This window comes from Candidatus Poriferisodalis sp., assembly GCF_965204195.1.
Taxonomy (GTDB): domain Bacteria; phylum Actinomycetota; class Acidimicrobiia; order Acidimicrobiales; family Poriferisodalaceae; genus Poriferisodalis.
In genome coordinates this window covers 281,420-300,121 of sequence record NZ_OZ241975.1, presented here as the reverse complement: position 1 = coordinate 300,121, position 18,702 = coordinate 281,420, and the positions used below count along the sequence as shown (strand labels likewise).

18 protein-coding genes are annotated in these 18,702 nt (G+C 67.2%); 9 read left to right on the top strand and 9 right to left on the bottom strand.

The features are described from left to right. The first annotated feature begins 46 nt into the window (after positions 1 to 46). Genes ACOGI8_RS01265 through ACOGI8_RS01255 form a run of 3 tightly spaced genes read left to right on the top strand, consistent with a single transcriptional unit; the run spans position 47 to position 3,009 of the window. Positions 47 to 592, top strand: a complete 546-nt coding sequence (locus ACOGI8_RS01265) for a hypothetical protein (RefSeq protein WP_419855094.1) — start codon at positions 47 to 49, stop codon at positions 590 to 592. Between the two features lie 6 nt (positions 593 to 598). Further along, positions 599 to 1,570, top strand: a complete 972-nt coding sequence (locus tag ACOGI8_RS01260; protein WP_419855093.1) for a hypothetical protein — start codon at positions 599 to 601, stop codon at positions 1,568 to 1,570. A 26-nt stretch (positions 1,571 to 1,596) separates the two neighbouring features. After that, a complete protein-coding gene (locus ACOGI8_RS01255) occupies positions 1,597 to 3,009 on the top strand; it encodes a DCC1-like thiol-disulfide oxidoreductase family protein (protein WP_419855092.1) in 1,413 nt (470 codons plus the stop codon). A 150-nt stretch (positions 3,010 to 3,159) separates the two neighbouring features. On the opposite strand, the gene ACOGI8_RS01250 is transcribed toward ACOGI8_RS01255, so the two are convergent. Genes ACOGI8_RS01250 through ACOGI8_RS01230 form a run of 5 tightly spaced genes read right to left on the bottom strand, consistent with a single transcriptional unit; the run spans position 3,160 to position 6,745 of the window. Continuing rightward, positions 3,160 to 4,314: a CaiB/BaiF CoA transferase family protein gene (locus ACOGI8_RS01250; protein ID WP_419855091.1), complete on the bottom strand. Its 1,155-nt coding sequence runs from the start codon at positions 4,312 to 4,314 to the stop codon at positions 3,160 to 3,162. Between the two features lie 2 nt (positions 4,315 to 4,316). Further along, entirely contained in the window at positions 4,317 to 4,523 is a 207-nt protein-coding gene (locus tag ACOGI8_RS01245) for a hypothetical protein (protein WP_323670899.1), read from the bottom strand. A gap of 14 nt (positions 4,524 to 4,537) precedes the next feature. Further along, on the bottom strand, positions 4,538 to 6,094 hold the full coding sequence (locus ACOGI8_RS01240; RefSeq protein WP_419855090.1) for an acyl-CoA carboxylase subunit beta: 1,557 nt from the start codon (positions 6,092 to 6,094) through the stop codon (positions 4,538 to 4,540). Positions 6,095 to 6,143: 49 nt separating this feature from the next. Next, positions 6,144 to 6,473, bottom strand: a complete 330-nt coding sequence (locus ACOGI8_RS01235) for a type II toxin-antitoxin system PemK/MazF family toxin (RefSeq protein ID WP_419855089.1) — start codon at positions 6,471 to 6,473, stop codon at positions 6,144 to 6,146. Further along, complete coding sequence (locus ACOGI8_RS01230; RefSeq protein WP_419855088.1) at positions 6,470 to 6,745, bottom strand: DUF2191 domain-containing protein; 276 nt, start codon at positions 6,743 to 6,745, stop codon at positions 6,470 to 6,472. Before ACOGI8_RS01230 ends, ACOGI8_RS01235 begins: the two co-directional genes overlap by 4 nt. 139 nt (positions 6,746 to 6,884) lie before the next feature. On the opposite strand from ACOGI8_RS01230, the gene ACOGI8_RS01225 reads away from it, so the two are divergent. After that, positions 6,885 to 7,244, top strand: coding sequence for a VOC family protein (locus ACOGI8_RS01225; RefSeq protein ID WP_419855087.1), 360 nt, complete (start codon positions 6,885 to 6,887; stop codon positions 7,242 to 7,244). A 33-nt stretch (positions 7,245 to 7,277) separates the two neighbouring features. On the opposite strand, the gene ACOGI8_RS01220 is transcribed toward ACOGI8_RS01225, so the two are convergent. Further along, a complete protein-coding gene (locus tag ACOGI8_RS01220) occupies positions 7,278 to 8,198 on the bottom strand; it encodes a 5'-3' exonuclease (RefSeq protein ID WP_419855086.1) in 921 nt (306 codons plus the stop codon). Between the two features lie 158 nt (positions 8,199 to 8,356). On the opposite strand from ACOGI8_RS01220, the gene ACOGI8_RS01215 reads away from it, so the two are divergent. Then, positions 8,357 to 9,895: an AMP-binding protein gene (locus ACOGI8_RS01215; RefSeq protein WP_419855085.1), complete on the top strand. Its 1,539-nt coding sequence runs from the start codon at positions 8,357 to 8,359 to the stop codon at positions 9,893 to 9,895. 19 nt (positions 9,896 to 9,914) lie between these two features. Here the strand turns inward: ACOGI8_RS01215 and ACOGI8_RS01210 are convergent, their stop codons facing one another. Further along, positions 9,915 to 11,429 (bottom strand): trimethylamine methyltransferase family protein, encoded by a 1,515-nt coding sequence (locus ACOGI8_RS01210; protein ID WP_419855084.1) that lies wholly within the window; start codon positions 11,427 to 11,429, stop codon positions 9,915 to 9,917. A 117-nt stretch (positions 11,430 to 11,546) separates the two neighbouring features. Further along, positions 11,547 to 12,149, bottom strand: coding sequence for a TetR/AcrR family transcriptional regulator (locus ACOGI8_RS01205; protein ID WP_419855083.1), 603 nt, complete (start codon positions 12,147 to 12,149; stop codon positions 11,547 to 11,549). A 117-nt stretch (positions 12,150 to 12,266) separates the two neighbouring features. Between ACOGI8_RS01205 and ACOGI8_RS01200 the strand changes: the two genes are divergently transcribed. The 4 genes from ACOGI8_RS01200 to menH all read left to right on the top strand — a co-directional run bounded on the left by ACOGI8_RS01200 (position 12,267) and on the right by menH (position 17,188). Then, positions 12,267 to 14,522 carry an isochorismate synthase gene (locus tag ACOGI8_RS01200; RefSeq protein WP_419855082.1) on the top strand — a complete coding sequence of 752 codons (2,256 nt, stop codon included), beginning with the start codon at positions 12,267 to 12,269 and terminating at the stop codon, positions 14,520 to 14,522. 8 nt (positions 14,523 to 14,530) lie between these two features. Next, positions 14,531 to 15,094, top strand: a complete 564-nt coding sequence (gene menD / locus ACOGI8_RS01195; protein WP_419855081.1) for a 2-succinyl-5-enolpyruvyl-6-hydroxy-3-cyclohexene-1-carboxylic-acid synthase — start codon at positions 14,531 to 14,533, stop codon at positions 15,092 to 15,094. After that, a complete protein-coding gene (locus ACOGI8_RS01190; RefSeq protein ID WP_419855080.1) occupies positions 15,088 to 16,233 on the top strand; it encodes a hypothetical protein in 1,146 nt (381 codons plus the stop codon). Before menD ends, ACOGI8_RS01190 begins: the two co-directional genes overlap by 7 nt. Positions 16,234 to 16,381: 148 nt before the next feature. Continuing rightward, entirely contained in the window at positions 16,382 to 17,188 is an 807-nt protein-coding gene (menH, locus tag ACOGI8_RS01185; RefSeq protein ID WP_419855079.1) for a 2-succinyl-6-hydroxy-2,4-cyclohexadiene-1-carboxylate synthase, read from the top strand. Between the two features lie 93 nt (positions 17,189 to 17,281). Here menH and ACOGI8_RS01180 read toward each other — a convergent pair whose 3' ends face one another. Next, positions 17,282 to 18,682: a trypsin-like serine protease gene (locus ACOGI8_RS01180; protein ID WP_419855078.1), complete on the bottom strand. Its 1,401-nt coding sequence runs from the start codon at positions 18,680 to 18,682 to the stop codon at positions 17,282 to 17,284. Positions 18,683 to 18,702 lie beyond the last annotated feature (20 nt).

Sequence of the window (18,702 nt, the reverse complement as noted above, 5' to 3'; positions counted from 1 at the left end):
TGCACCCAACGCCGACGACAACACCCGCCGGAGACCTGAGGATCCCGTGACCGGCACCGCCTCACGCATCAGGCGCCGCCGTCGGTGGAAGCTGCTCGTTCCGATGTTCTTCGTCCTCTATCTCGCCATGATCCCGCTCAACGGGGTCATCGAGGATGACCACTCTGAGGTCTTCCCCTTTTTCAGGTGGAAGCTGTTCGCGAACATCCCCGACTGGCAGACAACCGAGTTCGGACTGTTCATCGACGCGATCGACGGTGAGCCAGCCGAAGGCGGCTTCTACCTGATCCCGAGCACCGACATCAGGGACTGGAAGGTGCTGAGCAGCACTGCTTGGGCGTGCCGCCGGGGCGATCCCTGCGACGACACGGTCTCCGACGTGCTGGTACCGATCGTGCGGCGAGCGCTCGGAGACCGCAGCATCGACTTCAGCATCATCGAAGCCGAAGTCGACCTGGGTGATGTTCGGGACGGTGTAGACGATCTCGCGGACGGAACCGCTCTCAGGACCGACTTCTACCGGCCTGTCAGCGTCATCGGCCGGTGGAACACCGAGACCGGCCGGATCGAGCCGTCCGCGGAAACGGAGTAGACGGCCGTGCGCGCCACGGCGCCGATGCGTCGGATCCGCAAGTCAGCACTGCAGGTCGATGAAGCCGAGCGACGCTCGGAGGCTGAGTTGAGGGGGGCAGCCGCCGATGTGATCATGCTCGGCCGCTTCTACTACCTCTTCCTCGCCTTCAACATCGGCACCTCAGGACTGCAGTTCGCCCATGCCTACATGGGGCAGCCGCCCACGGCGCCGCTGTGGCCCATCGACGCCGTGGGTTGGCTGACCGGATCGGGGTGGTTCGAACACGACCGCGTCGTCACGGTGGTTGGGCTGCTGTTTGCCATCGGGGCTGCGGGCTTCCCCCGGCTGTTGGTGTGGCGTCTTGGCAGCTTCGCCTACCTGCTGGTGCACGTGGCGCTCGCCAATTCCTACGGTGCCATCAATCACGGCTCGCACATCATGCTCTTCGTCGGCTTCGCGCTGCTGTTCCTGCCGGGCCGCGACGAGGGCCGCCTCATGGCACGCAAGAGCGTGCTCCGCTGTCTCGCGGTCTTGTGGTTTGCGCAGGGCCTGATTCTGCTGTCGTACACGCTGTCGGGCTTCTGGAAGCTCTGGCACAGCCGCCTCGAAGTGTTCTCGACTGACGCGATGTCGAGAATCCTGCTGGACCGGGCGCTGCTCGAGGCAGACAACATCCCGATCCTGCTGCCGTTCGTGGCGCAGCACAACTGGTTGGCGCAGTCGATGTGGTGGCTCACGCTCTACATCGAAGTCTTCGCGCTGCTGGTGGTGTTCCGGCCCCACCTGCACCGGCCGTTCGGCGCGGTGCTGATGCTGTTCCACATCACCAGCGATTGGCTCATGAACATCTCGTTCTCGCTCAACATCGTCATGCTGGGCCTGTTCCTGCTGCTGTCGCCGCTTGCACCAGCTCGGTTCTCGCTGCCGGCAACCGTGCGTTCGCTGCCGCTCGCGGGCATACCGTTCCGTCTGGTGCAGCGGCGGAATGCTCTTTGACATCTACTGACGACTCGACTGCTGCGATGAAGGAAACGGACAGTGGACGCTTGCGTTCCGGCAAGTATCTGCACCGAGCGACAAGGGCGCGGCTGCGCAGATTTCGCAGGTCTGTGTTGAACCTGCGCACGACCGAGCGACGGTCGCCGTCAGACCTGATATCAGCCACGACCAGAGTCATGTGGCTCGCAAGAGTCTTCTATCTCTATGTTGCATGGCTCATTGCCGTTTCCTCGCTGAGATTTGCTCAGGCATATACCGGCACAGCGCCGCATGCTCCGCTCTGGCCGATTCGCATATTTGAGTGGTTGCTGAGCCCGGAGTGGTTCAAGCATGCGACCGCGTTTACGGCCGCAGGAGTCGTGTTTGCGCTGTGGTCCGCCGTATCTCAGAGAACTGCCCTGCCCAGATGGGGGACATTTCTCTATGTCCTGCTGCAGGTGGCACTCAGCAACTCATACGGAGCCATCAATCACGGCTTGCATGTTCTGTTGTTCGCCAGTTTCGCTCTCATCTTCTTGCCCACAGCCAGCGAGCGGCGACAGTCGAGGTATCGCAGGGCGACTCGAATTCTGGCCGTATTCTGGTTTGCGCAGGCTCTCGTCCTGATGCCATACACGCTGGCCGGGATTCAGAAGCTCTACTTCAGCGGTCTCGACGCACTGTCTCCCAGCGCCCTGACGCGCACCGCGCTCAATCGGGCACTCGATCAGCTTGGCGACATACCTCCGGCCCTGCCGATTGTCGTGCGATGGGAACTCTTGAGCTATGCGATGTGGCTGGGGCTGCTCTACGTTCAAGTAACGGCGTTGCTGGTTGTATTCCGCCCCCGGTTGCATCGCCTGTATGGGTTCTCGTTGATCCTCTTCCATCTATTGAGCGGTTGGACACTCAGGATCTTCAACGAATACAGCATTTTCCTGTTGGGTCTCTTCTTGTTGCTGTCTCCGCTTGCTCCTGACCGGTTCTCGTTGTCGGGGACCGTGCGGTCGCTGCCGCTCGTTGGCATACCGTTCCGTCTCATGCAGCGGCGCCAGCGATCGCAACGGCCTCAGGAGACGGATCGGGTCTGGCTGGTGTACGACGGCGAGTGCCCGATGTGCAGCAACTACGCCCAGTACCTGAGGCTGCGGCAATCTGTGGGGGAATTCGTGCTGGTCGACGCGCGCCAAGGCGGGCCGATCGTCGACGAAGTGCGGCGGCTGCCGCACGACCTGAATGACGGGATGGTGGTGAAGATCGGCGACCGGCACTATGTCGGTCATGAAGCGCTGCACGTGCTCGCGCTGCTGTCGACCGATCATGGTGCTTTCAACAAGTTCAACCGGCTGGCGTTCAGCTCGCCGCTGATCTCGCGCTTCACGTACCCGCTGATGAAGGCCGGGCGGTGGGTGTTGTTGAAGCTGAAGGGCGTGGCGCCGATCCCATCCGACGACTGATGTTGGCTCCGGGGCGGCTACGGGCAGCTACACCCATGCTCAGACATGCGCAGCGCCGCCCGTAGCGAGGTGGATGGGCTTTGGCGCTGCGAACTGCGCGTGGGCGCATCTGCCCGCACCCGCCCCTCGTTTCTGCGGGTCCTCAAGCTCTCAGGGTTGGGGCCAGGGGTCGGTCTTGTCTGTGATGTTGGCTAGGGAGTGGTTGTCGGCGCCTTCATTGCGGCCGGTCCAGCGGACTTGGCCGGGTGTGGCGCTCAGGCGGGCGATCACGTTCTGCTGCATGAGGCCGTCGACTTCCACGAACACTTCGCGGGATTTGGCGTGAGGGTCGTCTGCGAGCTGGCTCATGTCGAGCACCGGGGCTGCGGCGGCTTGGGCGTTGTCGAATGCCTCAACTGCTTCGGCGAGCGTGCGCTGTGACACCCACTGGGCCATTGCCTCGTCCAACTCGGCACGGTGGGCCATGCGTCCTTCGAAGGTGGTGAAGCGCTCGTCGTCGCCGATGCCGATCATCTCCATGACCCGTGCAGCGACCGAGTCGGTGGAGCTGCTGACAGCCAGCCATCCGCCGTCGGACGCCTGGTAGGTACCGCGGGGGACGCTGTAGGGGATGCCTGATCCGAGGCGGGGCTGCAGGTAGCCCTCGGTATGCCATGCGGTCATGAGCGGGCCCATCGCCTGCGACATGGACTCGAGGAGATTGACGTCGACGACCTGGCCGATGCCGCTGCGCAGGGCCACCAATGCCGCGAACGCTCCGGCCAGGCCGGCCATCTCGTCGGTGAGCGCCACCGGCGGCAGCAGCGGCGCGCCGTCGGCCTCGCCGTTCATCGAGGCGAAGCCGCTCATCGCCTCGGCGAGCGTCGCGAAGCCCGGCCGGTCGCGGTACGGGCCGTCCTGGCCGAAGCCGGTCAGCCGCACGACGACCAGCTTCGGGTTGGCTGCGATCAGTTCGTCGGGCACCAGGCCGAGCGCTTCGAGCTTGCCGGGCCGGAAGTTCTCCACCAGCACATCGGCGACGGCGAGCAGCCGGCGCAGCAGCGCGAGGTCGGCGGCGGCCTTGAGATCGAGCGTGACACAGCGCTTGTTGCGGTTGACCAGACGCCACCACAGGGTCTCGCCCTGTGCATCCCGCCATCCCATGTTGCGGACGGTGTCGCCGCCGGGGCGCTCCACCTTGATGACATCGGCGCCGAAATCGGCTAGGTAGCGGGCGCAGTGCGGCCCGGCGAACACCGATGAGAGGTCCAGTACTCGTAGGCCGTCGAGCGGCATGACCGCAGCGCGGTTGGGGCCTTCGGGCACGGCTAGCGGTAGCGGACCGCGGGCCAGGACGTGGGGGCTTGCCAGGGGCGGCCGCTGAAACGCCACTTGCTGGATGTCGCCGCGTGCGGAGCGGCCGGGACGGGACGGGGCCACAGCAGCTCCAGCGCCGTGACGATGGCGGCGGCCTCTTCGGCAGTCGCTGCAGGAGTGATGGCCACGTGCGAAGCGTCGATCACGGGTGCGGTCACCGGTCGTTCGCCCGTTACAGCGGCACGTTGCCGTGCTTGCGGCGCGGCAACTCCTCGCGCTTGGCGCCGATCATGTCGAACGCGGCGATGACCTTCTGGCGGGTCTCGGCGGGGTCGATGACCGCATCCACGATGCCCCGCTCGGCCGCGATGTAGGGGTTGGCGTACTTACGGCTGTACTCGTCGACCAGCGCCGCCTTGCGGGCCTCGGGATCGGCGGCCTGCTGCAGCTCGCGCCGGTTCAGGATCTCCACCGCGCCCTGCGGGCCCATCACGGCCAGCTCGGCGGTAGGCCACGCGAAGCTGACGTCGCAGCCGACCGATTTGGAGTCCATCACGACGTAGGCGCCGCCGTAGGCCTTGCGGGTGATGACCTGCACCCGCGGCACGGTCGCCTCGCAGTAGGCGTACAGCAGCTTGGCGCCGTGGCGGATGATGCCGCCGTGTTCCTGATCGACGCCGGGCAGGAAGCCGGGCACGTCCACGAAGGTCAGCAGCGGGATGTTGAAGGCGTCGCAGAAGCGCACGAACCGGGCCGCCTTCTCTGACGACTCGATGTCGAGCACGCCGGCCATCACCATCGGCTGGTTGCCCACAACGCCCACCGAGCGGCCGCCGACGCGTGCGAAACCGCACACGATCGAACCGGCCCACGCGGCGTGGTACTCGAAGAACTCGCCGTCGTCGACGACCTCGGTGATCACCTGCTTCATGTCGTAGGGCACGTTGGGGCTCTGCGGCATGAGATCACGCAGCGTCGGGCACCAGCGATCGGGCTCGTCGGCGGTTTCGACGACCGGCGGCGCGTCGAGGTTGTTCGACGGCAGGAACGACAGCAGGTAGCGCACGTCGTCGAGCACGGCCTTCTCGTCGGCAGCGACGAACGTGGCCACGCCCGACTTGGTGCTGTGCGAGCCGGCGCCGCCGAGCTCTTCGAGCGTCACGTCCTCGCCGGTGACGGTCTTCACCACGTCGGGGCCGGTGATGAACATGTGGCTGGAGTCGCGCACCATGAAGATGAAGTCGGTCATGGCGGGCGAATAGACGGCGCCGCCGGCGCACGGGCCCATGATCACGCTGATCTGCGGGATGACGCCCGAGGCCAGCACGTTGCGGCGGAAGATGCCGCCGTAGCCCGCCAGCGAGACCACGCCCTCCTGGATGCGGGCGCCGGCGCCGTCGTTGAGGCCGATGATCGGCGCACCCACCGACTCGGCGAGATCCATGACCTTGTGGGTCTTCTCGGCGAACACCTCGCCGAGGGCGCCTCCGAACACGGTGAAGTCCTGGCTGGCCACGAACACCTTGCGGCCGTCGATGTTGCCCCAGCCGGTGATGATGCCGTCGGTGTAGGGGCGCTCGTCGAGGCCGACGTCGTGCGCCCGGTGGCGGGCGAGCATGTCGAGCTCGTGGAAGGTGCCCTCGTCGAAGAGGTACTCGATGCGCTCGCGAGCGAGCATCTTGCCCTTGTCGTGCTGCCGCTGGACGGCCCGCTCCGGACCGGCGTTCAGCGCCTCGTCCCGGCGCCGGGCCAGCTCCTCCAGCCGCTCGTCCATCGTCGGCTCAGACATTCAGCAGAGCCTACGAGAAAGGCTTTCGCCAATCTCAGAGAAGCCCGGTTCAGTCGCAGGCGACCGCCGTTTCGAGAGCAGCGCATATCTGGCGCATCCGCTGATCACTCAGCCAACCGAATCTGGTCACCAGCCATGCTTGGCTGACCAAGTGGACCGAATCAAGGTTGACCGCAGACGGGAACGTCACCGGGTCATCGCCCGGTTCAAGCACGACCTCGCTAGCCAATCCCCGGATGGTCTTCGTACACGGGGCGACAATGGCAGTTGTCAGGCGATCCAATGCGGAATCCCGCGAGAGGACCACCACCGGGCGCTGGCCGATGTCTGGAGACTCGCACCACCAAACCTCGCCCCAGCGCGGACGCGAGCCTGTCACGACTCTGCCGACGCTTCGTGGCTGGGCTCGGGTTCGAGCGAGCGAGCACTGTTCCTCAAAGCCCAGGACTCCAAGTCGCCCCACTCGTCGGGCGTGTTCATGGGAATGCGGTCATACACCTCGTACTGCGCGTCGATCTCCGCCTTGCGGTGACGCTTGGCGAGGGCCTCGAGCGCAGCGTCCATCATCGCCGCGTCGCTCTCCCACGCTTGCAGCCCACGAGCCTGTTCCAGAAGATCGCCATCGACCGTTGTGCTTACTCGCCGCCTCATGCCATAACCATAGTATTTCTATGCCACACCAGAGACCTGCGAAGGCACTCGACGTACCCGGTGCCGTGCCGGCAACTGCTCGGGACGTGCCTCGCGCTCTCAGCGGAAGTAGACGTGAGGGCGGGCCTAAGCTGCGGGCATGGAACTGGGGCCCGTGCATCACGTATCGATCAACTGCGCCGATGTGGATGCAGCGGCGCCGTTCTACACCGAGATCTTGGGCATGAAGCAGCTCGACCGGCCCGACCTCGGCTTCAACGGACGCTGGCTGCAGACACCTGGCGGCGGTGAGGTGCACCTCATCGAAGTGGCCGACTGGGTGCCGCCGAAGGGCCAGCACTGGGCGTTCAAGGTGGACGACATCGATGCCACGGTGGCTGAGCTGCGCGACGCCGGCGTGAAGGTCAAGGACCCAGTGGCGCTGCCGGGTATGACCGCCCGCCAGACGTTCTTCTTCGACCCGGCCGGCAACATGATCGAGCTGAACCAGCCCGCCTGAGCCCAGCCTCGCTTCAACTCCGGTGAGCCTCGACTACATGTCCGCGCGGTAGGCCGCGAGGTTCATCACCCGGTCGAACAGGTTCTCGGCGCCGATCCGTTCGCAGAGTTCTTCGAAACCCCGATGCGGGCCGCGCCAGGCCATCTCGTCGACGCTGTCTGACACTGGCGCATCGGTACGCACCGTGGCGATGCGGCGGAACAGCAGGGCGAGATCACGCTCGCCGGCGAGCGTTGCAGCGAGACCGGCCGCGCCCCGGACCTTCGGCGCCCAGTCGTCGTGCGAGTCGGGGATGTTCTCGATGTGGCCGTAGTGCGACAGCATCACCGATGTGGACTTGGCGCCCCAGCCCCGGAGGCCCGGAAATCCGTCCGCGTTGTCGCCGACCAAGCCCAGGTAGTCGGGTATCGACTCAGGCCTGACGCCGAACTTCGCCTCGACGCCCGCCACGTCGATCACCTCGTCGGCCCGGCGGTCCCACTGGACGACCTTGCCGCCGACGCACTGGCCCAAGTCCTTGTCGGGCGTGCAGATGAGCACCTGCCGGACACGCTCGTCGTCGGCAGCCATCGCGGCGCCCGCCGCCATGGCGTCGTCGGCTTCGAACTCGATCATCGGCCACACGGCTACGCCCAGCAGCCGCAGCGCTTCCTCAGTGGGATGGAACTGCGACAGCAGGTCGGGCTCGATCCCCGAGCCGTCCTTGTACCCGGTCCACAGGTCGTTGCGGAACGACTCCACGACATGGTCGGTCGCGACAGCTACGTGCGTAGCGCCTCCCTCGAGCAACATCACGATGTTGCCGAGCACACCCCGCAGCGCCCCGACCTCGCTGCCGTCGGCCGCCTTGCGGCTGGGCACCGCGAAGAAGTGGCGGAACAGCTCGTAGGTGCCGTCGATCAGGTGAACATCGACCTGGCCGGCGGCGGACGGCGCTCCCGCTGATCCTTCCATGGCCGCGACCCTAGGAGGCCGCTCAGCCTCCGCAGGGCACTGCCGCGGCAGCCCGCTCTAGAGTTGGCGCGGCCGATCCGCCGGGAGACACCTCCGGCGGGGCACCGCACACCACGGCGACCGCCGCGTACGACAACCCATGATCCCGAGGGGACGACATGAAGGTTCCGTTTACTGTTTCCGACTTCCTGTACCGGGCCGAGAACGTGTACCCGGACCGGGTGGCGCTGGCCGACGAACCCGAAGCGCCTGGCGGCGGGCTCGGGGAGATCACCTACGCCCAGTTCGGCGACCTCGTACGGGCCCAGGCAGCCAAGCTGGACCAGCTCGGCATCTCCCACGGCGAGCGGGTGGCGATGGTGTCGCAGAACGCCGGCCGGCTGATGACGTCGTTCTATGGCGTGTCGGGCTACGGCCGCATCTTCGTGCCGATCAACTTCCGGCTCAGCCACGACGAGATCAGCTACATCATCGATCACTGCGGCGCCACGATGCTGCTGGTGGACCCCTCCATGGAGGACACCTGCAAGGACATCGACGTGGAGCACTTCGTGGTAATGGGCACCGACGCCGACGACCAGATGTATGCGCCGGGCACCGAGCCGGCGCCGTGGACGCCCGACGAGGACGTCACCGCCACCATCAACTACACCTCGGGCACCACCGCCCGCCCCAAGGGCGTGCAGCAGACCCACCGGGCGCTGTGGCTGAACGCCACCACCTTCGGCTGGCACTCGGGCGTGAGCGACCGTGACGTGTACCTGCACACGCTGCCGATGTTCCACTGCAACGGCTGGGGCATGCCCTATGCCGTCACCGGCATGGGCGGCAAGCACGTGGTGCAGCGCGAGGTGCGCGGCCCCGAGATCCTGAAGCGCATCGACCAGCACGGCGTGACGCTGATGTGCGGCGCGCCTGCGGTGGTGGCCGCCGTGCTGGATGCAGCGGCCGAGTGGGAAGGACCCATTCCTGGCAGCGGACGGGTGCGGATGGTGGTGGCGGGCGCCCCGCCGCCCACGCGCACCATCGCCCGGATGGAGACCGAGCTGGGCTGGGAGTTCATCCAGATCTACGGCCTCACCGAGACGGCGCCGCTGCTGACCATGAACCGCTGCCGGCCCGAATGGGACGACTTCGAGCCCGACGAGAAGGCTCGCAAGCTGAGCCGGGCCGGCGCACCGGCCATCGGCGTGAAGATCGACGTGGACAACCAGGGCGAGATCCTGGCCCGGGCGAACGTGGTGCTCGAGGGCTACTGGTGCCAGCCCGAGGCGACCTCGGAGGCGATCGTGGACGGCTGGTTCCACACCGGCGACGGCGGCTCGATGGACGACGAGCACCACGTGACCATCTCGGACCGCAAGAAGGACGTGATCATCTCCGGCGGCGAGAACGTGTCGTCCATCGAGGTGGAAGACGTGCTGTTCAGCCATCCCGCGGTGACCGAGGTGGCAGTGATCGGCGTGCCCGACGAGAAGTGGGGCGAGACCATCAAGGCCCTCGTGGTCGTCGACACCGCAGCCGATGCCGTGACCGATCGTGATCTCATCGACTTCTGCCGGGACCGGATGGCGCACTTCAAGTGCCCCACCAGCGTCGAGTTCCGCGAGGAGCTGGCCCGCACGGCCACGGGCAAGCTGCAGAAGTTCAAGCTCCGTGCCCCGTACTGGGAGGGCATGGAGAAGCAGATCAACTAGCGCGCCACCGCTGCGACAGCTAGAGAGGTTCGACGCCGCCTTCTGAGCGGCGGCGCTCTACGAAGTCAGTGAGCTCGGCGCGGATGGCGTCGTCCATCGGCGGTTCTTCGTAGTCGGCGAGCAGCTGCTTCCAGATGCGGTTGGCCCGCTGGGTGGCGTCGAGCGCGCCGTCCTCGTACCACGTCTCGAAGTTGCGCCAGTCCGACAGCATCGGCTCGTAGAACGCCGTGTTGTAGCGCTCGAGCGTGTGGGCGGCACCGAAGAAGTGGTTCGCCGGGCCCACCTCGGCGATGGCATCGACCGCCAGGGAGGCATCGTCGATGACGGCGGGCTGCAGCATCGCCCGGATCATCTGGATCATCTCGGCGTCGATGATCACCTTCTCATACGAGGCGCACAGCCCGCCCTCGATCCAGCCGAGGCCGTGCAGCACGTAGTTGATGCCCCCGACGATGCACGCCCACAGCGACATCTGCGACTCGTAGGCGGCTTGGACGTCGGGGGCGTTGGAGGCGTTCGCGTTCGAGGCCCGCAGCGGCAAGCCATAACGGCGCGCCAGCTGGCCGCTGATGATGGTGGCCTTCGCATACTCGGGCGTGCCGAACGCCGGCGCTCCCGATCGCATGTCGACGTTGGACGTGAAGCTGCCGTAGACGACCGGGACGCCGGGGTTCACGAGCTGCGACAGGGTGATGCCCGCGAGCGCCTCGGCGTTCTGCAGGGTGAGCGCGCCGGCGATCGTGACGGGCGCCATCGCTCCCGCCAGCGTGAACGGCGTGTACACCACCGGCTGGCCGTGGCGGGCGAGCTCGATGGCGCCCTCGAGCATCGGCTTGTCGTACACGAGCGGCGAATTTGCATTCACCACGGTGTGGATGGACGGCTCGCGCAGCAATGTCTGATGGTCGATGCCGCGGGCGATGCGGGCGATCTCGATGGCGTCGCTGACACGTGCGCGTCCCAGCGAGTAGCAGAACCCGGGCTTGGTCGACAGGGTGTACATCGCCGACACCGCGTCCAGGTGGCGGGTGCGCACCTCGAGGTCGATCGGCTCGACGGAGTGACCGGTGCACGCGTCTGCGGCGTCGAGCGACTGCTGCAGGCGCAGCATGTTGCAGTAGTCCACGTAGTTGCCGGTGACCCGGCCACGATCGAGATCGGACACGTTCGGTGGGCTGCCCACCATGCCGAAGACCACCCAGTCGGCCCCGAACTTGACACTGTTGGCGGGGTCGCGCGCGTGCAGGGTGAACTGCGACGGTGCGAGCGCCACCTGCTCGACGACCATCTCGGGATCAAACCGCACCCGCACGCCGTCGTCGGATGTCGCACCTGCCGCGCACAGGATCTGCACTGCTTCGGGCAGCAGGAAGTTCATGCCCGTCTCGGACAGCACCCGCAGGGACGCCTCGTGGATGCGCTCCACCTCGTCGGCGCTGATGAGCTCGAGCGGCGTGAACGTGTTGCGTGCCTGCTGCTGAGGCGCCGCTGCAGCGGGGGCTGCGGCCTGGCGTCTACGACCTCGACGCGTCATCGTCGCTACGTCGCTGTCGAACCGTACCTGTCACGATTGGGATCACCAATCGAACCGTACGGACCTGTACGGATCACGTCAACATGAATGAAATGCCAGTTACGCAAGAACTGAATGTCAGATGCGCAAGCCGGCGAGGATGGTCGCTCGCTCGTCATCGGTCGGCGGACGACCCACGTAGATCTCGAAGTAGTACGTGCAGGATTCGATCCGGGCATCCATCGGCACGTCCACGTCGAGTTCGTACCAGCCCATCTGCAGGTAGTACATGGTGCGGGCGCGGTGCAGGGCCATCGTGGGGTCGGGAACCTCGGGGGTCAGCATCGCCACGAAGGCCTCCACCCGCCGCTCGTCGGTCGCTCGCAGGCGGTCCCACAGCTCGGGGTTGCGCCGCCCCCAATGGCGTACTGCCACTTCGAGGTGCGGGTCGAATCGCTCCATCGAGAGCCAGCACCGCATCAGCGCGACGTAGCGCTCGACGATGCTGCCGGGCAGCGTCGCGGCCGCGATGATCGAACCCGAGTTGGTTTCTTCCCAGACCTCCAGCAAGCGGTTGAGCAGTGCTTCGTGGTTCTCGAAGTGCCAGTAGAAGCTGCCCCGGGTGACGCCGAGCTTGTTGGCGAGCCGCAGGACCTTCACAGCACCGATGCCGTCGTTGACGAGCACTTCCAGAGCTGCCGTTACCCAGTCGTCGGCACTCAGGCGCTCCCGCTCGGCCATCGGGCCACCCTAGCCAGCAGCCTGCCGGTCGGAAGTTGGGGATGCCAAAGCCGGCATGGACCCACAGAGCGATCACTCTTGGAGTCATCACTCCCATGATGGGCGTACGCTGGGGCCGTGCGAGTGGAGGAGCTGGCATCGGCCCACGCAGTGAGCGTCGACACCGTGCGCTACTACCAGAAGATCGGGCTCCTGCACCCGCCCGCACGCCATGGGCGGATGGCCCGGTACGACGAGAGTCATGGGCGGCGGCTCGGCGAGATCCGGCACCTGTCCGAGGCGGGTTTCTCGCTGGCACAGATCCGCAGGCTCGGCGACGGCCACGATGACCCGATGCTGGTCGCGCTGGGCGCTCGCCACGGCGACACCCTGACCTTCGACGAACTGGTGCAGCAATCCGGCCTCGACGCAGAACTGGTGCGGCTGGCGACCGACACGGGCTTGGTGCGACCGCTGCGCACGTCCGCCGGCAGTGCTGGCGAGGCGGCCACCGGTGAGGGTGTGGGCGAGGGTGCGATAGCCGACACGCTCTACAGCACCGGTGCGCTGACGATGCTGCGCGCAGCCACGGAGCTGCTCGCCGCCGAGATGCCGCTCGACGATCTCATCGGACTGGCGCTGCGGCATGCATCGAACATGGAAGCCGTCGCTGCGGATGCGGTCGGGCTGTTCGCCGAGCGCTTTGCCGACGTGCCCGCGGCGCAGCGCGCCGACCTGGCCGGCCGTTTGATCCCGTTGGTCACCGATCTGGTTGCACAGCACTTCCGCGAATCGCTCGTCGAGCACGCCACCGAGCGCATCCTGGCCGGCGACATCGACGATGGAGGGGCCCATTCCGAGGCGAAGGCTGCGCCGAACGCCCCGGCCGCCGGAGGTTCGGGACGCCGCACCGCAGCGGGGCTGCGCACCCGAACCGCCCTGACGCTGGAATGCCGGGAGCTGTCCGGCGAGCTGGACCCGCTGGCAGTGTTCGCCGCATCCGACGCGCACCAACGGGTGTACTGGGCGTGTCCCGACGGCGACCTGGAGTTCTGTGCGCTCGGCAGCGCCTTCGACGCCACTGCCGGGGCCGGCGCCGACCGCTTCGCCTCCGTCGCCGAGGCGCTGAGCCTGCTGGATGTCGCCATGCGCGGCGACAGCGGTCACCCGATCGGGCCGCTGGCCGTGGGCGGCTTCTCGTTCCGTCCCGAGGCGCCCGCGGCGGACTCGGTGTGGGAGCCATTCGGCACCGGCTGCCTGACCGTGCCCGAAGTGCTCGTCGTGCGCCGGGGCGGCCAGTCGTGGCTGACCTCGGTGCCCGGTGCCCCCGTCTGGCCGATCATGGCTGCATCCCGATCAGGGGTCGGGGGGGCATGTGCCACCTGCGGCGTCGCTGACGGCAGCGGGGTCTGCGGCCTCGCCGCTGCTGCCGGGGCAGCGGACGCGAACTGCGCCCGCGACGGCACGACCATGCGAGGCCACGCCGGCGACGATCTCACCAGCGCAGATGCGCACACCCTGGCGGATCCTGAACTGACGGAGGGGCCCGCGAGCGATCTGAATGCGGCGACTCTGGCAATGCTCGGCGGGAGCTACCGAGCAGACGACGGCTACACCGAGCTGGTGCGGCGCGCCCTCGGCAGGATCGCCGAAGGCGGGCTGGACAAGGTGGTGACGGCGCGGGAACTGCACATCGCGTCGGGGCTCGAGCCCATCGCGGTGCTCAACCGCCTGCGAGCGCGCTACCCGTCCTGCGTCACGTTCGCTTTCGGGCGCGGAGCGCAGACGTTCTTCGGCGCCACTCCCGAACAACTGGTGCACTTCGACGGGCTGCGGCTGCAGACCGACGCGCTGGCCGGCTCGGGGCCCCGTGTCGGCGATCCAGCGCGGGACGCCGATCTCGCGGCCGAACTGCAGCGCGATCCCAAGGAACTGACCGAGCACGCCATGGTGGTCACCGATGTGCGCGACACGCTGCGCGCGTGCGGCGCGGCGCTCGATGCCCCCTCGCCGACCGGCGTCATGGAACTGCGGCGCATCATGCACCTGCACACGCCGATCAGCGGGCGTGCCCCCGCAGGCACGAGCGTGCTGCAGCTCGCGGGTGCACTGCACCCCACGGCGGCGGTCGCGGGGCTGGCGCGGCGTATCGCCCGCGACTGGATCTCCGAGCACGAGGGATTCGAACGCGGCTGGTACGCCGCGCCAGTCGGCTGGACGACGCTGGACGGGCGTGGCGAGTTCCGCGTCGCGCTGCGCTGCGCGCTGACCGATCCCGCCGAGACCCGGCTGTTCGCCGGCGGCGGCATCGTGGAAGGCGCAGATCCCGATGCCGAGCTGACCGAGACCAACATCAAGCTCGAAGCTCTGCTGTACGCGCTCAAGGGCGACTGAGCAGCAGCATGCAGATCTCCGGCGACGATGCCGCCTACTTGGCCTGCCGCTCGCTGTACGAGGGACTCGTGGCTGCGGGCGTCACCGATGCGGTGGTATCGCCGGGCTCACGGTCGATGCCGCTGGCGCTCACCGTCGACGCCACTGCCGAGCTGCGCACCTGGGTGCGGATCGACGAGCGGTCGGCCGGGTACTTCGCGCTCGGGCTGGCCAAGGGCTCGGGGCGACCGGTGCTGCTGGTGTGCACGTCGGGCACGGCAGCGGCCAACTACCTGCCGGCGGTAGTCGAGGCCCACTACTCCGGTGTGCCGCTGGTGGTGGTGACCGCCGACCGGCCGCCGGAGCTGCGGGACTGGGGAGCGGGGCAGACCATCGACCAGCACCGGCTCTACGGCAGCCATGTGCGCTGGTTCTGCGAGACCCCCGTGGCGTCCGAATTGCCACCCGACGAGGCCGCGCGGTGGTTCGGTGCGGCGGCAGCGCGAGCAGCGGAGCAGGCGACGGGCGCCGATCCCGGTCCCGTCCATCTCAACGTGCCGTTCCGGGAGCCGCTGGAGCCGCTGCCGTGCTGAGCGAATGGGCTGCTGCGCACGAGCGGGGCGTCGTGGTGGCTGGGCCGATGTGGGACGGGGATCGGTGGGCGGATGCTGTGGCCGCGTTCTGCCGGGCCAGTGGGTGGCCGCTGCTGGCTGAGCCCTGCTCGCAGCTTCGGCGTGAACTGGATGGTGTGGTGGTGACCGATCATCACGACCTGCTGCTGCGCACGGCGTGGGCGGACGCCGAGCCGCCGGACGCGGTGCTGCGCATCGGCGGGGCGCCCACGTCCAAGCCGCTGAGGCTGTGGATCGAGCGGCACCGCCCGGCGTTCGCATTCGTCGATCCGGCCAGCACCTGGACCGATGCGAGCTTCAGCGTCTCGTTGCACTTGACGATCGGACCAGACGCCGTGGCCGACGCGACCCGCACGCTGTCAGCCCCGGAATCCAGGTGGGCGCAACGGTGGGCCGACGCCGATGCACACGCCGGCGCCGCAATCGACGGCGTGCTCGACGCCGAGCCGTTGCTGGAAGCCGGTGTGGCTCGCCAACTCGGGCGCAGCCTTCCGGCGGGTCACGCGCTGTACGTGTCGAACTCGATGCCCGTGCGCGATGTCGATTCGTTCCTGCGAACTCGGGCTGAGCCGCTGGCAGTGCACGCCAGCCGGGGTGCGAGCGGCATCGACGGCGTGATCTCGGCTGCGACCGGCGTGGCTGCGTCAGGCACCCCCACCACAGTGCTGGTCGGCGACCTGGCATTCCGCCACGATCTCGGCGGGCTGCTCGGCACGTTCGACCCAGGGTCCGGCACCCATGCTGGTCCCGGCGGGCCGGATCTCACCGTGGTAGTCGTCGACAACGGCGGCGGCACCATCTTCTCGTTCCTGCCTGCCTACGGCCTCATCGACCCTGAAGCATTCGACCGGCTGCTGACGACGCCTCCCGAGCACAGCAGCTCGCAGCTCGCAAGCGGGCTCGCCGCGGCCATGGGCTTCGAGCACCACCACATCGGTACGTGTGACGAGCTGCATGCGCTGCTGGCCGTTCCCGGGTCACATCGGGGCGTGCGTGTCATCACCATCGACATCGACGCCGATGCGAACCGCGATCAGCACCGGCGCATCGCGGCCGCCACCGAGATGGCGCTTGGCGGCAGCGGAACCGCAGAACCTTGACACCGAGGCAACAATCCCGCCAATCCGGCGCAGATGCCGAGTTCGCAGACGCCTGGGCAACCGCTACCCAGATAGCGAACATCGGCCGCCGCCAGTCCGGCCCAACCCGCGGGTTGGCAGGCGGCGCTGTGGCGCACCGCGTGCTGCCATGAGCGAGCACCGCAGCGTGCAACTCGCGGTCGCCACGAGGGGCAGCGGCGAGCCGGTCATCGTCCTCCACGGATTTACTGGCAGTGCTGAGGCGATGGCGCCGCTGGCGGACCGTCTCGATGGCTACCGGTGCATCGCCGTGGACCTCGTCGGCCACGGTCGCAGTCCCTCCCCGGTCGACCTCGCGCCCTATGGCGTCGAGGCTATGGCAGCGTCAGTCGCCTCACTCGCATCTGGCGTAGCTGACGGGCCGTGTCACGTCATCGGCTACTCGATGGGCGGCCGGGTGGCGCTGGCGCTGGCATCGGCCCACCCGGAGGTCTGCAGGTCACTGACGCTCATCAGCGCCACCGTCGGCATCGCGGATGTCGCGGAGCGTGCATTGCGTCGCCGGGCCGATCAGGCGCTCGCCGATCGGATCGAGGAGCACGGCCTGACCCGCTTCGTCGACGAATGGATGGACCTGCCGATGTGGGATCCGCTCCGAGCGAGCCTCAGCTCGGCGGCATGGCAGGCGTCCATCGATCAGCGCCTGCGCTCCGATCCCGCCGGGCTGGCGAACTCGCTGCGTGCCGCCGGAACGGGCTCGATGACGCCGCTCTGGGATCGCTTGGACGCACTCGACGTGCCGACGCTGGTCATGTGCGGCGAACTGGACACCAAATTCGTCGAGATCGGCCACCAGATGAACGACCTGCTCCCGCGCAGCGATCTCGCCATCCTGACCGGCGCCGGCCACGCCGCGCATCTCGAAGCCCCCGACGACTGCGCACGCGCCATCCGCGGGCACCTCGCAGCACGCTGATATCCGGTCGTCAGCAGCGCACCGGCCCGCCTTGCCGCAACTGGCAGGCCGGTGACGGGGACCCCCACAGGCCTCCACCAAGACCGGGGTGATTCAACCCGTCACGACCGAGACATCAAGATAATTCTGGACCCTTCGAATCGCACTGAAATAGATTTTCGTATTCGGCCTGTCGCAATTGTTCCCGCTATTGCTGCCCTTGTGGATGCCATAAGCGGCTGAATAGCTGTAGACAGGACCGCCGCTGTCGCCGCTGCACGAACGCATGTCAGGTCCGGTAGCTCGGACGAAGACCGCTGCACAGCTTGTGCCATTTACGTCACAGCCGCTCGAAGGGTTCGGCCGAACACTGACGTTGTCAACTGTGCCGCAGCTCGCAGCCGAACCAATTCCGAAGTGGCAGACGTAGTGGCCATTCATCTGCAGTCTGTTGGGTCCGATGCTGAGAATCGCGCACGTCTCGGGTCGGAGCAGGTCCGTGTTGCATCGGATTCGGTGCGTGACGCTGTGGTTCTGGCCCTGCGGTATCAGGTACAAGGCGGCATCGACGAATCGATGCCAATGTCGCACATCCTCCGCAACCGTCACGCCTTGTGTCTGGCGAGACCGGCCGCGGCAATGTCCAGCTGTGATGATGCCCTGGCGGCCCGTTCCGTTCTGGATGGCTGTGAACCCTGAGGTACATGTGCCCATGCTGCGGCCGCCTTCGAATGCGACTTCGTCTACAAGGGGTTCCGAACTTACAACGTCGAAGCTGACGTCAATGTGTGGAGCCAAGAGCACTCGCACACTGCGCAGGACTGCGGCGTCTCGTTGGCTGTTCTCTCCAGTGGATCCGACAGGGCCAACGTCGTCAGGCAGTTCCCCTCCAGGAGTCACCGAGGGGGCGATTGGAACGTTCGCCGTGTGAATGCCGATCTCCAAAGCGTTGGCGCGCAGGTCGATACCCGTGTGGGTGACGGCGTCACTGAATGCTGCATCGCTGTCTACTGCGCCGGTGTTGCCGACCGGGCCGACCACCTCGCCGAAGCCGAACCGGTCCTGAGCGGCGACCAACTGGGCGAAGGTGGAGGCAGCACCGGTGCGGATCTCCACATCAGCATGGGCGGCAGCGATTGCAGCGGTCGGACTGCTGGGAGGCTGGTGACCGGTGAGCAACACCCACGCGGTCAGCGCGCCTCTGTGGTCAAGGCCCCAACCGGCCAGACGGTCGGCCTCAAGTTCATGAAGCGATGCAATGATCTCCTGCAATTGGGGAATGCGTTCCAGACGCCGCTGTGCCTCGGCGTAGGTGACCGAATAGTCAGATGCGTATGAGGCCACGACAGGGTGGGTCGCGGACTCGTCATCAGGAGCGGACGCGGCGTGAGCGGCTGTCGGCAGCAGCGCACCTAGCGCCGCTGCGGCAACCAGCACGGCGAGCAGTTGCCGTGCTCCCCGGCCTAACGGGCCGCCGCTGGCTGCTTGGGGGCGGTGGGGGTGTCGGTGGCCCATGGTGCCCTCCTTTCGAGCCA

Bases quoted from the DNA above. Each gene is read 5' to 3' on its own strand.
- ACOGI8_RS01255 (WP_419855092.1), top strand. From the start codon at position 1,597: ATGAAGGAAACGGACAGTGGACGCTTGCGTTCCGGCAAGTATCTGCAC.
- ACOGI8_RS01240 (WP_419855090.1), bottom strand. From the start codon at position 6,094: ATGTCTGAGCCGACGATGGACGAGCGGCTGGAGGAGCTGGCCCGGCGC.
- ACOGI8_RS01230 (WP_419855088.1), bottom strand. From the start codon at position 6,745: ATGAGGCGGCGAGTAAGCACAACGGTCGATGGCGATCTTCTGGAACAG.
- ACOGI8_RS01225 (WP_419855087.1), top strand. From the start codon at position 6,885: ATGGAACTGGGGCCCGTGCATCACGTATCGATCAACTGCGCCGATGTG.
- ACOGI8_RS01220 (WP_419855086.1), bottom strand. From the start codon at position 8,198: ATGGAAGGATCAGCGGGAGCGCCGTCCGCCGCCGGCCAGGTCGATGTT.
- ACOGI8_RS01215 (WP_419855085.1), top strand. From the start codon at position 8,357: ATGAAGGTTCCGTTTACTGTTTCCGACTTCCTGTACCGGGCCGAGAAC.
- ACOGI8_RS01210 (WP_419855084.1), bottom strand. From the start codon at position 11,429: ATGACGCGTCGAGGTCGTAGACGCCAGGCCGCAGCCCCCGCTGCAGCG.
- ACOGI8_RS01205 (WP_419855083.1), bottom strand. From the start codon at position 12,149: ATGGCCGAGCGGGAGCGCCTGAGTGCCGACGACTGGGTAACGGCAGCT.
- menD (WP_419855081.1), top strand. From the start codon at position 14,531: ATGCAGATCTCCGGCGACGATGCCGCCTACTTGGCCTGCCGCTCGCTG.
- menH (WP_419855079.1), top strand. From the start codon at position 16,382: ATGAGCGAGCACCGCAGCGTGCAACTCGCGGTCGCCACGAGGGGCAGC.
- ACOGI8_RS01180 (WP_419855078.1), bottom strand. From the start codon at position 18,682: ATGGGCCACCGACACCCCCACCGCCCCCAAGCAGCCAGCGGCGGCCCG.